The organism is Microcystis sp. LEGE 08355, from assembly GCF_015207185.1.
Taxonomy (GTDB): Bacteria; Cyanobacteriota; Cyanobacteriia; order Cyanobacteriales; family Microcystaceae; genus Microcystis; species Microcystis panniformis.
This window is the reverse complement of sequence record NZ_JADEXI010000002.1, coordinates 1-14742: the sequence shown is the minus strand read 5'-3', so window position 1 is coordinate 14742 and position 14742 is coordinate 1. Positions and strand designations below refer to the sequence as shown.

At 38.7% G+C, this 14742-nt stretch carries 7 protein-coding genes; 6 read left to right on the top strand and 1 reads right to left on the bottom strand.

Translation table 11 applies throughout. The annotated features are described in order from the left end of the window. From IQ242_RS00205 to IQ242_RS00185, 5 genes are all read left to right on the top strand, one after another. Entirely contained in the window at window positions 1-756 is a 756-nt protein-coding gene (locus IQ242_RS00205; protein ID WP_002768078.1) for an aspartate/glutamate racemase family protein, read from the top strand. A gap of 132 nt (window positions 757-888) precedes the next feature. Beyond that, window positions 889-8784, top strand: coding sequence for a type I polyketide synthase (locus tag IQ242_RS00200; RefSeq protein WP_193958595.1), 7896 nt, complete (start codon window positions 889-891; stop codon window positions 8782-8784). Window positions 8785-8866: 82 nt separating this feature from the next. Further along, window positions 8867-10627 carry an ABC transporter ATP-binding protein/permease gene (locus IQ242_RS00195; protein WP_193958594.1) on the top strand — a complete coding sequence of 587 codons (1761 nt, stop codon included), beginning with the start codon at window positions 8867-8869 and terminating at the stop codon, window positions 10625-10627. A 38-nt stretch (window positions 10628-10665) separates the two neighbouring features. Beyond that, entirely contained in the window at window positions 10666-11679 is a 1014-nt protein-coding gene (locus IQ242_RS00190; RefSeq protein ID WP_193958593.1) for a hydroxyacid dehydrogenase, read from the top strand. A gap of 76 nt (window positions 11680-11755) precedes the next feature. Continuing rightward, the gene (locus IQ242_RS00185; RefSeq protein WP_193958592.1) at window positions 11756-12691 is read left to right on the top strand and encodes a class I SAM-dependent methyltransferase; all 936 of its coding nucleotides are present in this window, start codon (window positions 11756-11758) and stop codon (window positions 12689-12691) included. A 542-nt stretch (window positions 12692-13233) separates the two neighbouring features. Here the strand turns inward: IQ242_RS00185 and dnaN are convergent. Further along, entirely contained in the window at window positions 13234-14382 is a 1149-nt protein-coding gene (gene dnaN / locus IQ242_RS00180) for a DNA polymerase III subunit beta (protein WP_012266634.1), read from the bottom strand. Between the two features lie 73 nt (window positions 14383-14455). On the opposite strand from dnaN, the gene IQ242_RS00175 reads away from it, so the two are divergent. After that, the coding region (locus tag IQ242_RS00175; protein WP_228020731.1) for a helix-turn-helix domain-containing protein at window positions 14456-14742 on the top strand (287 nt) is incomplete at its 3' end.

Here is a 14742-nt window from a genome sequence, read left to right as displayed (position 1 = left end):
ATGAAGACAAAACTACCGATTCTTGGCGTTTTAGGTGGTATGGGACCAGTGGTTACTGCTGAATTTCTGAAGTCGATTTATGAATATAATCCTTTTATTGATAAGGAACAAGAAGCCCCTAATGTTATCGTTTTTTCCCTTCCCTCTGCACCTGATCGCACAGGTTCTATTGATAGTGGAAAAGAAAGAGAATTTATTGATTTTATTCAAGTCAATCTGGAACATCTCAATAAACTGGCTGATTGCATAGTCATTGGCTGTTGTACGGCTCATTATGCTCTGCCTCAGATTCCCGAAAATCTGAAGGATAAACTTATTTCCTTAATTAAAATAGCGGACCAAGAACTCCAAGAATATAATAAACCTACCCTTTTACTTGCTAGTACAGGGACTTACCAGAAAAAATTATTTCATGAAGGCTGCACCACCGCAGATCTGATTATTTCTCTCTCAGAAAGTGATCAAAAGTTGATTCATGAAATGATCTATAAAGTGCTAAAAAGAGGACAGGATCCGTTAAGTATTCTTAGGGATATAGAAGCATTATTAGAGAAATATAACACTCGCTCCTATATTTCTGGGTGTACCGAATTTCATCTCTTAACAAAATCTCTCAAACTCAAAGGAATTGACTCCATTAAAGCGATCGATCCTTTAAGTACCATCGCTCAAAACTTTTCTCAGTTAATCATCAAACAAGCTCAGGTAGATCTAGTGACCGACTGCCATCAGCCTTCAAACCCAAAAAGCCCTTGACCATCGCACCTCTATCAGGTACAATTCAAACTTGAGTTGATCACTTCTGACTTTTAACTTGTGCGTAGCGATATACTGGCTCATCAGGTTTTCAAGATTATTCCTATTTTTGATAAAGAGGTGTTAAAAAAAATGTCTAAGCATTCAATCAGTTTTGGAGGACAATTGGAAGATAATTGGCGGACTCTGTCAGAAGTATTAGAAACTGCCACTAAACATAATAATCATGGAATTACTTATATCAGAAATGACGCAACTGAATATTTTCAGAGTTATCAAGACTTATATCAAGATGCTTTGGTTATTTTAAATGGACTGGAACAAAAAGGAATAAAATTAGGGCATAAAGTCATTCTACAAATTGCCAAAAATCAAGACTTTATTCCCGCACTATGGGCTTGTTTTTTAGGGGGAATTATTCCAGTTCCTTTGACCGTTGCTCCTAGCTATGATCTGGAAAATTCTGCCGTCAAAAAACTAGAGAATGTTTGGAAAATTTTAGATAATCCCTTGATATTATCCGACAGTGAGCTAATTACTGAAATTGAAAAATTAGGAACTTACTCTCATTTAAAAGGGGGGCAAGTTATCTCAGTTAATGAACTCAGAAAAGCACCCTCTAAAATCGATCAATTGCCGATTCTTGAGCCACAAGATGCAGCCTTATTACTTTTTACTTCGGGTAGTACCGGTATGCCCAAGGGAGTAATATTAACTCATCATAATATTCTGTCCATGACTGCTGGTACAGTGGCGATGAACCACTTTACCCAACAAGAAGTTACCCTTAATTGGATGCCTTTGGATCATGTAGGAGCTATCGTATTTTTAGGAATTATGGCGGTAGATTTGGCTTGTGATCAAATTCATGTTCCCATGGAATTAGTCCTACGCCAACCCCTGCAATGGTTAGAACTCATTCAAAAGCATCAAGTAAGCATTTCTTGGTCTCCTAACTTTGCATTTTCCTTAATTAATCAACAGGCCGAAGAACTTAAGCACGTCTCTTATAACCTCTCCTCAATGAAATTTTTAGTGAATGCTGGCGAGCAAGTTTCAGTAAAAACTATTCGCCTATTCTTAGAAATTCTTGAAAAACATCAACTACAGGAGAGAGCGATTAAACCGGCCTTTGGCATGACTGAATCCTGTTCTGGGATTACTTGGTCAGCCGGTTTAAGTAAAAATGAACTCACCGAAGAAAATAGTTTTGTCTCTCTAGGAAAGCCGATTCCGGGAGCAACTATCCGGATAGTCGATCAGGAAAATAATCCCTTACCTGAAAGAGAAATTGGCAGGCTTCAAATTCAAGGTAATTCTGTTACTAAAGGATATTATAATAATACTGAACTCAACCAGGAAGTTTTTCAAGAAGGGTGGTTTACTACGGGAGATTTGGGGTATTTATTTAAGGGGGAACTCTTTATTACTGGGCGAGAAAAACAAGAAATTATAATTAATGGTGTTAATTACTTTTCCCATGAACTTGAAACAACAATCGAAGAATTAGAAGGAGTTAAAGTCTCTTATACAGCCGCCTTTGCCGTCTTTGATAAAAGTCGAGAAACTGACTTATTAATTATTACTTTTAGCCCAGAATCTGAGCAATTTGAACAGGGGATAAAAGTTGTTAGAAAAATTCGCAGTCATGTAACCCAAAAATTCGGGATTGCCCCAGCTTATGTCATTCCCATAGAAAGAAATTTAGTTCCTAAAACTTCTATTGGCAAAGTTCAAAAATCTAAATTAAAAAAGGATTTTGAACAGGGATTATTTAGCAGCTGTATCCAAGAAATAGATCAATATTTAGCAAAAGAGCGTCAGAAAAATCAAACCTTACCTCAATCAGAAAATGAACGGCAAATAGCGGCGGTTTGGAGTGAAGTTTTACAGTTAACCTCAGTTGGTTTAGAGGATAACTTCTTTGAACTAGGGGGACATTCTATACACTTAATCCGAGTTCAAAATGAACTTGAAAAACTTTTTAACCGTCAGCTATCCCTTGCTGAAATGTTTAAAAATCCTACCGTTGCCACCCTAGCCCGTTTCTTAAGCGAAGAATCAAATACTAATCAAGTTATAGCACAAAAAAGCCGTCAACGTGCCGAAAATCGGAGCCGTTGCCATAATCAAACCCATGACATTGCAATTATTGGTATGGCGGGGCAATTCCCAGGGGCAAAAAATTTAACAACCTTCTGGGAAAATTTAAAAAATGGAATCGAAACTATCTCTTTCTTTTCGGAAGAAGAATTACAAGAATCGGGAGTGTCTTCGGAACTATTTAATCAGCCTAATTATGTTAGAGCTAGACCAATTCTCGAGCAAGTTGAATACTTTGACAGCGAATTTTTTGGCTATACAGATAGAGAGGCAGAATTACTAGATCCTCAGCAACGTTTACTGCTTGAATGTAGTTGGGAATGTTTAGAAAACGCCGGTTATAATCCTAATACTTATCAAGGATCAATTGGTATATTTGCTGGCGCAAGTATGAACACCTATTTGATAAATAATTGTTATCCTAATCGGGGTAAATTAGATAGTAATGACGAGTTACAACCCTTCACACTAGATTCAATGGGAGGGTTTCAAACAATGGTAGCTAATGACAAAGACTATTTAACAACGCGAATTTCTTATAAACTCAACTTACATGGTCCGAGCGTTAATGTTCAAACCGCTTGTTCTACTGGATTAGTTGTAGTTCATCTCGCTTGTCAGAGTCTCATCAGTGGAGAAAGTGATATGGCTTTAGCTGGAGCTGCTTCAATTAATTCTCCTCAAAAAATTGGTTATTTATATCAAGAAGGACTGATCATGTCTCCTGATGGCCATTGTCGCGCCTTTGATGCTGAAGCAAAAGGGACTATTTTTGGCAGTGGAGTAGGAGTAATTATGCTCAAAAGATTGTCAGATGCTTTAGCCGATCATGACCATATTTATGCAGTTATTAAAGGCTCTGCTATTAATAATGATGGTGGTCAAAAATTAGGATTTACTGCCCCCGGTGGAGAGGGTCAAATTGCTGCCGCTACGGAAGCCCTAGCCTTTGCCGGTGTTGATGCTAATACAATTAGTTTTGTGGAAGCTCATGGCACAGGAACCCCTCTTGGAGATCCCATAGAAGTTGATGCTTTAGCTAAAGTTTATCAGGGGGCAAATGAGGGAGAATGTGTTTTAGGTTCAGTAAAAACCAATATCGGACATATGCAGATTGCTTCTGGTATTGCTGGTTTAATGAAAGCGACTTTAGCCCTCAAATATAGAGTTATTCCACCTACATTACATTTCCAAAATCCTAACCCTCAAATTAATTTTTCTCAGACTCCTTTTTATATTAATAATGAAGCTATTTCTTGGACTACTAAGCAAGACAAGGACGAAAAATTACCCCGACGGGCAGGGGTAAACTCTTTAGGTATTGGCGGGGTTAATGCCCATGTTATTCTAGAAGAAGCTCCTCCCATTATTCCTCAAGACAATCAGAACCAACGTCCCTATCATTTGCTCACCCTTTCCGCTCGAACCGAACCAGCTTTAACAGAGTTAGTAAGTCGCTACATAGACTTTTTAGAAAGTCAACCTGAAAAGGATCTGTCTGATGTAGTATTTACGGCCAATACAGGCCGAGTTCATTTCTCAAATCGTTTAGCCTTAACTGGCTATAAAAATAGTGATTTTATTGAACAATTACGGCAGTTTAAGCAACTCGATTATCAGTCAACTATTCATGGTATAGCTGATGAAAAAAGACCGTCTAAGATTGCCTTTTTATTTACAGGGCAAGGTTCTCAATATGCAGGGATGGCTCATCAACTCTATCAGACTCAACCCACCTTTAGAAAAACTTTAGACGCAGGGGAAAAATACTATCAAAAACTAACGGGTAAATCCCTACTAAACGTCGTATTTGCCGATACAGATGACGCCTTAAACCAAACCGCTTATACCCAACCGGCACTATTTCTGATTGAAGTTGCTCTCGCTCAATTATGGCATTCTTGGGGAATTCAACCAGCCGCTATTTTAGGCCATAGTTTAGGAGAATATTCAGCTGCTTGTTTTGCTGGTGTTTTTGATCTTGAAAGTGGCTTAAAACTGGTCAGCCATCGAGGCAACTTGATGGGGCAATTACCCCAAAATCAAGGGGAAATGGCCGCTATTTTTCTCGATAAAAACTCAGTTATTGAGCATTGCCAAAGTCAGGGAATAAAAATCGCTATTGCTGCCATTAACGCAGAACAACATACCGTTATTTCTGGAGAAAAAAACGTAATTCAAAAACTCTGTAACCATTTTACTAATTCTGGGGTTAAAGTTCGTCAACTTAAAGTTTCTCATGCTTTTCACTCCCCTTTAGTAGAACCAATGGTTGCAGAATTTAAAACGATTCTTCAAGAGATTTCTTTCAGTCAACCTCAAATTTCTCTGGTCTCTAACCTAACGGGAGAAATTGCTGATGACAGCATTATGACTCCTGCGTATTGGCTTCAACATTTACTAAATACGGTACAATTTCACCAAGGAGCTTTATTCCTACAATCTCTTGGATGTGATACCTTTATTGAAATTGGACCTCAACCTATTCTCTCAGGAATTATTCAATCATCTCTATCTTCATCTGAACCTCTAACTCTACCCAGTTTACGCTCGGGATTTTCTGATTGGCAAGTTTTATTAGAAAGTCTGGGTAAACTCTATGTTCGCGGTGCAAAGATAGACTGGTTTAGTTTTGATCAAGACTATCATCCTAGACGATGTGCTTTACCTACTTATCCCTTTCAAAAACGTCAACACTGGATTTCTTTAAAAACCCCATCTGCAACTGTTCCACGGGAATCTAATCTGGTCAAAATGTTATCCGAAAAGGACAAAACTACTTTAATGCAAACCCTCTTAGAAACAGGTCATTATTCTGAAGATGAAAAACCAACAATATCCGCCATTGTTCAACAGTTGATTAAACTGTATTATCAAGAAAAAGAGGACTTTGATTTTGCCAAATTACTTTATCAAGTAGCTTGGCTTCCCTGTGATTTAGCTAACGGTAAGCTAGAAAATCTGACCAGCCTTAAAACGGATTTAGAGGTTTACTTAGAACCCCAATTACAATCCTCAGAATTGATGGGAGTTTCTCTCGCTTTTTCTGAAATGGAAAAACTGGCGGCTGACTTTGTTGTTAAAGCTCTGAAAGATTTAGAACTCTTTCAAATGAATACCTTTCTTGATCCCGATCAAAGTTTTATTCAAGCTGGACTCAAACAAGAATATAAATATTTCTGGAATTATGTTCTAGAAATATTAGCGAAAGTCGGCATTTTAGAAAAGCAAAATACCCGATGGAAAATTGTTAAAGAACCTGAACAATCTAATCCTGATTTAGCGGTAGAAGATTTAATCAATCATTATCCTAATGCTCAAATAGAACTCAATCTATTTCGACAAGTTGCCACAAATTTAGCGGCCATTATTACGGGAAAAATATCTCCTTTATCTATCCTATTTTCTCAAGATGGACAAGGAGGAGCCAGCGAATTTTATAAAAATACACCTTCGGCAAAAATTCTCAATCTGGGTATCTCTAAAACCGTTGAACTTCTACTCTCAAGTTATCCTCCCTCAGCCTCCCTCCGCATTCTCGAAATTGGTGCGGGAACTGGAGCTACAACCCAACAGGTTCTTAAAGCTTGTAACTCTCGTCAAATTACCTACACATTCACTGATGTTTCCCCCTTCTTTCTAGAGAAAGCTAGAGATAATTTGGCTGAATTTTCTGAACTAGAATACAAAGTTCTCGATATTGAAAAAGACCCGAAATTACAAGGGTTTTGCTGTCATTCTTATGACTTGATTATCGCAGCTAATGTCTTACACTCTACCGCCAATTTACAAGAGGAAACCTTGCCTCATATTCAAAGTTTACTACGTCCAGGCGGTCATTTATTACTGTTAGAATTAACTCAGCAATCTTCCTGGATTGATTTAATCTTTGGTGTCACTCAAGGTTGGTGGCGTTTTAGCGATTATCATTTGCGCCCAAATCATCCTATAATTACAGCATCGACTTGGGAATCTATGCTGCTTAAATCTGGTTTTTCTCAGGTGGAATTTGTTTCTCCTGATCAAAAAATAGGTACTGCTTTATTTCAGCAAAGTATTATTCTGGCTCAAAGTTCAGAAATCTCCCCTAACCTCGCTAAAAACTGGCTAATTTTTACTGATATTGAACCCCAGCAAAATACTTTTGCCTTAGGGATTCAAGAGCAACTACTGAAAAAGTGTGATTTCTGTCGGATAATTTATCAAGGGGAGAAAAATACACAAATATCATCTTCTGAGTCTTGTTTGAATGCTAATCAACTACAACAATTAGAGGAATGGTTCGCGTCAAATCCATCTCCAGATCGGATTATTTATCTTTTGAATAGTGATGGCAAAGATCAACCAGAATCCATTTTATTGAATCGCTGTAACTATCTTTTAAATCTTCTCAAAGCTATTCAAAAAATCCCTAATCCCCCTCAATTATTCCTTGTCACTCAGGGAGCCCAACCCTTTGAATTAGAACAGCCTTCTTTAGGGTTTCAGTCTCCTCTTTGGGCAATGGGGCGTGTTATTGCCCTAGAAAATCCGCAATTATGGGGAGGTATGCTGGATCTTGATCCCGACGTTGACATTAATCAAAATATTACCGCATTACTATTAGGATTAACTCATGCTCACGATGAGGATCATTTGGTCTTCCGCAAAGGTCAAGGCTATGTTGCTCGTCTGCTTCCTCTCAAGTCTCTAGAGACAACAACCGTTAAGATTCAACCTGAGGCTACCTACCTAATTACGGGAGGAATAGGACATCTAGGCTTAGAATTGGCGGAACATTTAGTCAATTTAGGAGCAAAACATCTCATTTTAACGACACGCCGCTCATTACCGGCTCGCTTCCTGTGGGATTCAGCAACCGAATTAGCCCAAATATCAGAAAAAATCAGAAAATTAGAGGAAAAAGGAGCATCAATCGAAGTTATTTCGGCAGACGTTGGCAATTTTGAGGCTATGCAGGCCATATTTACCCAGATTGAAAAAACCGCTTATCCCTTGCGTGGCATTTTCCATCTTGCCGGAATCTCAGGCCGACAAGCTCAATTAAAAGACTGTACTTTGCAGGATCTCGAAGCAGTTTTTCAGGCAAAAGTTAAGGGTTCTTGGAATTTACATCAACTATCTTTGGGTAGTCAATTAGACTATTTTGTGCTGTTTTCTTCGGCGGGTGCAATTTGGGGGGCAAAAGAACAAGGCTTATATGATACTGTTAGTCATTGGCTGGATGCTTTGGCTCATTTCCGTCATCTTCAAGGGCTACCTGCAACGACTTTAAATTGGGCATTATTGGCGGGTCATGGTATAGTATCTCAAGACTATGAGGACTGGCTCAAACAGATTGGGATCAGGGAAATTGCTCCAGATCTGGCCTTGAGAGTGATGGATGCTATTATGGCTTCTAATCAAACACAGGTTTTAATCGCCGATGTGGATTGGGTTCGTTTCAAAAATATCTATCAATTTAAAGGTGAAAAACCACTCCTAAAAAATTTAGGACTCTCAGAAATTCCCATTAATTCTGTTCAAGAATCAGACTCTGTACTGCATCTTTTAGAGGAGATGCCTTTCGGAGAACGTCGGGAATATTTGTTAGAATATGTTAGCAAACAAGTCAGAATGATTTTAGGGATTAAATCTATGCCAGATACAGAACAAGGATTGATAGAAATGGGGATTGATTCCCTATCCTCTATTGAATTGAAAAATCGTTTAGAGAAAAGATTAGAAGTTCTCTTACCCACTTCTTTAGTCTTTGATTTCCCTAATATTAGACGCTTAGTTGATTATCTGCTTGACCGTATTTTCGGTGAAAAAGTTCAAAAAACAGACCAGAAGATGATTAACTTCACTGAAGTTCAGCAGGAGATTAGTGAGGATTTAATCTTACAAGAACTTACTGATTTGGAGGCTTTTTTAGGAGATTAAATAATCCCAAGCCTTGAAGTTAGAAAGCTTGAAATTTAAAAAAATTCAAGGCATTTCCTAAAAGTTACCCTATATTCAAACTATGCAAACTACATTTTTTCAACAAGAAACCGTAAAAAGCTCTCATCAATTTTTTGACAATCTGAAATTGATTGCCGGTCCTTACTGGTATCCAACTGATCCTAAAGAAGGAAGAAAATTTTCCGAGGTAATAAGTTCATGGGGAATGCTGTTTCTCCTCCTTTTAGTAATTGTTGGACTGGTTGCCTCTAATGCAGTTAATAGCTTCGTTAATCGCTATTTAGTTGATGTTATTATTCAAGATAAAAATGCCTCTAAGTTTCTGACAATTTTATTATTTTATGGCTTAGGATTACTTTTAATTACCCTGTTTACTGCATTTTCTAAATTTGTTAAAAAAAGAATTATTCTGGATTGGTATGAATGGCTAAATCAGCAGGTTATTACCCGATATTTGAGCCATCGCGCCTATTATAAAATTAATTTTAGATCCGATGTGGATAATCCGGATCAAAGGATAGCTCAAGAAATAGAACCCATTGCTAGAAATGCTGTTAATTTTGGTGCTGTTTTATTAGAAAAAGTCTTAGAAATGACGACTTTTTTAGTAATTCTTTTTTCGATTTCTCGACTAGCCGCCTTGATTTTAGTGGCTTATACAATTGTCGGCAACCTAATTGCTGTTTATTTAAGTCGAGAATTAGATAAGATTAGTCAAGAAGAATTGGAATCCAAAGCTAATTACACCTACACTTTAACTCATGTTCGGAATCATGCTGAATCTATTGCCTTTTTTCAAGGCGAAAATCAAGAGTTGAAAATCATTCAACGTCGATTTAATAATCTCGTCAGAAATTCTCTCAGTAAGATTGATTGGGAGAGAAATCAAGACATTTTTAGTCGAGGTTATCGCTCAGTTATTCAAATATTTCCCTTTGTCGTCTTTGCTCCAGCCTATATTCGGGGGGAAATTGATTTCGGACAAGTTAATCAGGCTATTATTGCTTGCAGTATGTTTGCTAATGGTTTTTCTGAGTTAATCCTTGAATTTGGTTCTTTGGGCAGATTTTCCAGTTATGTTGAGCGTCTATCTGAATTTTCGTCGGCCTTAGAAGAAATGCGCCAACAACCCAAGGATGCTAGTACCATTAAAACCCTTGAACAAAATCAGATCAAGTTTGAGGATGTTACTTTACAAACACCGGATTATGAAAAGGTAATTGTTCAACATTTATCCCTATCTATCGAACCAGGCGAAGGTTTATTAATTGTCGGACCGAGTGGACGAGGTAAAAGTTCTCTATTAAGAGCTATTGCTGGCTTATGGAATGCAGGAACTGGTTGTTTAAAACGACCTCCCTTAGAACAATTTCTCTTTTTACCTCAACGTCCTTATATTATTTTAGGAACTCTCAGAGAACAGTTACTTTATCCTAAAACAACCCGTGAAATGACCGATGGAGAACTTGAATCGGTTTTACAACAAGTTAATCTTCAAAATATAGCCACAAAAGTTCATGGCTTTGATGCGGAAGTTCCTTGGGAAAATATATTATCTTTAGGAGAACAACAACGCCTTGCTTTTGCCCGATTGTTAGTAACCCATCCCCGCTATGTAATCTTAGATGAAGCCACAAGTGCTTTAGATTTGAACAACGAACAAACCTTATATCAGCAGTTACAAAAAGCACAGACAACTTTTATTAGCGTAGGACATAGAGAAAGTTTATTTAAGTATCATCAATGGGTGTTAGAACTTTTAGAGGATTCTAGTTGGCGACTTGTTTCCATAGATGATTATCGATCCTCAAAATCTTTGTAACTGTTTCATTGCCAAAACTCAATTTAGGAAAAATTACGATGACTACTACTTCACCAAAAACTCTGACTATGGATATTCAAAAACCCCGGGTTCTTTTAATCGGAAAAATGTATGATGAAGCGGGGGAAAAACTCCTTGAAGAATCTACTAATATAGAGATTTTGTCCAACCCTACACTGGAGAAAATTAATCAGGCCATTCAAGAAGTATCTGGCGTATTTGTGCGTTATCCTAATAAGTTAGAGGCTTCATCAATCCGATTGGCAAAACACTTAAAAGTAATTAGTACCTCTGGATTTGGCACAGATTCTATTGATATTATGGCAGCAACAGAACAGGGGGTTATCGTTGTTAATAATCCCGGAATGTCAACTACAGCTGTAGCAGAACACACCTTATCTATGATTTTAGCCCTTGCCAAAAAGCTGCCTTTTTTAGATCATTGTGTGAAAAAGGGTAACTATTTAATTCGCAATCATATCCAACCGATTCAACTCGAAAACAAGACCGTTGGTATTGTGGGTTTAGGAAGAATTGGTACTCTGGTGGCTCACAAATGTAACCTAGCATTAGGGATGAGAGTATTAGCTTATGATCCCTATGTTCCAGCCAGCAAAGCGGAGACAGTAGGAGCAACTTGGGTCAAAGATTTAGATGTTCTTCTGGCTGAATCGGACTTTGTTTCTTTGCATCCTGAACTAACAAGTGAAACACGGGAAATGTTTAATATATCAGTTTTTCAAAAGATGAAACCAACAGCTTTTTTAATTAATACCTCCAGGGGAAAAGTCGTTTGTGAAAAGGATTTAGGGAGCGCCCTTAATCAAAAATTGATATCCGGATGCGCCCTCGATGTCTTTGAACCAGAACCGCCGGCTTTAGATAATCCCTTATATAATTTTGAGAATGTCATTCTCTCACCTCATTTAGCCGGAGTAACCCCTGAAGCGAGTCTAGCGGCTGCTGTTTCGGCGGCGAATCAAATATTACAAGTGCTTCGGGGAGAGAAGCCTCCTTATATGATTAATCCGGAGGCGTGGAATCTTTTTTAAAGCATCTAGAGAATCTCAGGGATTCGGTTAGTTAAAAATGGCAATATTTCTGAAAAATCCTTAGGAGGATAATAATTTGGAAAACATCGGCAAAATTCCCCTCAAAGATGAATGGCGTAATCGCTGGGCAACCATCAAACAATTTATCCTTAATCCGGTTCGAGAAATGGCGTTTTTGCAAGATCAGTTTCAAGTTTCTGAACTATATACTAATATAGCGAAACGCGATCCTCATCTTCATGATCCTAATTTTCCCCAATGGCTTAATTTTGGTTATTGGAAAGAAGAAACAACTTATAACGGAGCTTGTGCCGCTTTAGCGCGTAAATTAGCCGAAGTAGCCGAACTTAAAGCCGGAGATCACCTTTTAGATGTGGGTTTCGGTTTTGCTGAACAGGATTTACTCTGGGTAAGAGAAAACAATGTTGGCTCAATTATTGGTCTAAATACAACTGAGTTACAAGTAGAAATTGCTCAAGAAAGAGTAGCTAAAGCAGGGTTATCGGACAGGATAAAACTTCAAGTCGGCTCGGCTACTCAAATCCCTTTTCCTGAGAATTCTTTTGATAAGTTGACTGCTTTAGAATGTGCTTTTCATTTTGACACTCGTGAGGATTTTTTCGCAGAAGCTTTTCGAGTTTTGCAGCCCGGTGGAAGGTTGGCTATAGCGGATTGTTTGCCTAGAGTGGGTCGAGAAATTAACTTCTGGCTGCGGGTTAATAGTAAGAAAATGTGTATTCCCTTTCCTAATCAATACGACCGACATATTTATGTAGAAAAACTCAAAAAGCATGGATTTGTTAATATCCAAGCTTTATCTATTAGTGAATATGTTTGGCCGGCAATGGTTCATTATTTTGCCCAGATTAGCCAAGGAATTAGTAAGCATGATTTAGTTATCGATCTCCAGAAAGATAACCCAGGACTTGAAGCTTGGTCAAGAAATCGGGGTTGGTTTATGGCGTTTGATGATTATCTTTTGTTTTCGGCAGAAAAGCCTAAATTAAACTGAGTTCGGTTTAAGCAGATTGATGTAAAACCCAGTCCATAGATAGGGGGGACTTCTTGTTAGCGATTGGCTATTAATCAAGGAGTTGAGAATCTAGAATTGGCCAAGGTTTTCTAACAGTCCCTTCTATAGCGTTATCCCGAACGCAGGTTAAGCTAGAAATCGCTAGTCACCCCCCAGATGTAGGGCTGATTCATTCTCTCTTATGTCATTCTCTCAACTCCTTATCTGGTAACGTTTTTAGTCGATTTCTCGGAAATACATAGCTGAAAATTTGTCAAAACGTCGTGCTTTGTAGGTTGATTCATGAATCAACCTACTATGAGAGCAAAAACCGGTACTCCCCTGCTCCCTAACTTATCTCGTAAGCGATTAAAGGTAGCAAAAAAAAGAATTAGATTCGGAGAATGAATTAGCCCCTTGATAAGGGGGGATTAAGGGGGGATCGAACCCAAAATCTATCTTCAATTTAATTATAACCAGCTACTTACAATCAAAAATGGGATAGGTTAAAAACAGATCCCACGGTCTCGATTAAGTCAGAATTACTGACGAATTTGTACCGGCATCACCAAATAGGTCATCTTTAAACCTCCCAAGGGGGTAAAAATAACCGGTTGGGTACTAGCATTTAACTGCATTTGGATATCATTATTGGGTAAAGCCTTCAAACCGTCCATCAAGTATTTAACATTAAAGGCGATATCGCCGCTTTCTCCCTGAATTTCCGCCGCCATGGACTCTTTGGCGCTACCTAAATCAGGAGATTCCACCGCTAGGGATAAACGGTCATTTTCGCTATCGAGACTAAACTTGACTAAATTATTCTTTTGGTCCGATAAAACCGCCACTAATTCCAAACAACGGATTAATTGTTTGCGGTCTAAAACCAAAGAGCGATCGAAGGATTTAGGAATTAACTGATTATAAGTGGGATAGGCCCCTTCTAACTTACGACTGGTTAACCTCTGTTCCCCCATTTCAAAGATGACTTGAGAATCATCCACGTGCAGAGTAATAGTCTCGATATTTTGTTTTGTTGCCATCATTCTTTCCAATTCTCGCAGGGCCCGGGCCGGAATGGTGACATTAAAGCCACCAGAGGCACTTTCCACCTCCTCTAGGGGAGTTTGTACCACCGCTAAACGATGACCGTCTGTAGCGGCAAATTCTAGACAATCGACGGTTTTAGTTAAATGTACCCCCGTCAACACCTGTTTAGTTTCATCGCCACTAGCGGCAAACAATGCACCTTTTAGTCCCTCTGTCAAGGCAACTATAGGTAAATTAACAATTTCTCCATCGGCCACCGTGGGCAATTCTGGGAACTCATCGGCCTTCATGCCGCGAATTTGGAACTGTGCCGAGGCAGTTTTCAGGAAAGCGAGACTATGCTCCTCATCATTCTCGTTTTCTTCCACAGAGATGGTGATTTCCCCCTCTCCCAAACGAGAGACAATATCGTTAAGTAATTTTGCCGGCAGGGTAATTTTGCCCCCTTCCACCACCTCGGCCCGAAAACTGGTGCGAATCCCTAAACTCAAATCAAAAGCAGTCAGGCTAATTTCGCCCTTTTCCTCATCGGCACAAAAAAGAACATTTCCCAACACCGGATGGGTAGGACGACTGGCAACGGCCCGACTAACTAGGGATAAATTGCTGTTGAGTTCGCTTTGACTACTGGTAAATTTCATCGAAAATTTGGGTCTGAAACCCCGTCGTTCTACGACGGCTTTACTGTTAAATATTAGCGCATTTACACGATATATGCTAGAATGCGAGATATGGAAAAGCTATCGCTACCGATTTTACCCCACACCCGAACAAGAGTCGCTATTGCGGCGCACTTTGGGCTGTGTAAGATTAGTTTACAATAAAGCTCTCCACGAACGAACACAAGCTTGGTACGAAAAGCAAGAAAGAGTAGGCTACGCTCAAACTTCTTCAATGCTAACCGATTGGAAAAAACAAGAAGAATTAAACTTTCTCAATGAAGTTAGCTGTGTACCTTTACCACAAGGGTTAAGACATTTACAAACAGCTTTCACTAATTT

Excerpts from the sequence above, each read along its gene's own strand:
- IQ242_RS00190 (WP_193958593.1), top strand. The coding sequence starts at position 10,666 with ATGACTACTACTTCACCAAAAACTCTGACTATGGATATTCAAAAACCC.
- IQ242_RS00195 (WP_193958594.1), top strand. The coding sequence starts at position 8,867 with ATGCAAACTACATTTTTTCAACAAGAAACCGTAAAAAGCTCTCATCAA.
- IQ242_RS00200 (WP_193958595.1), top strand. The coding sequence starts at position 889 with ATGTCTAAGCATTCAATCAGTTTTGGAGGACAATTGGAAGATAATTGG.
- IQ242_RS00205 (WP_002768078.1), top strand. The coding sequence starts at position 1 with ATGAAGACAAAACTACCGATTCTTGGCGTTTTAGGTGGTATGGGACCA.
- dnaN (WP_012266634.1), bottom strand. The coding sequence starts at position 14,382 with ATGAAATTTACCAGTAGTCAAAGCGAACTCAACAGCAATTTATCCCTA.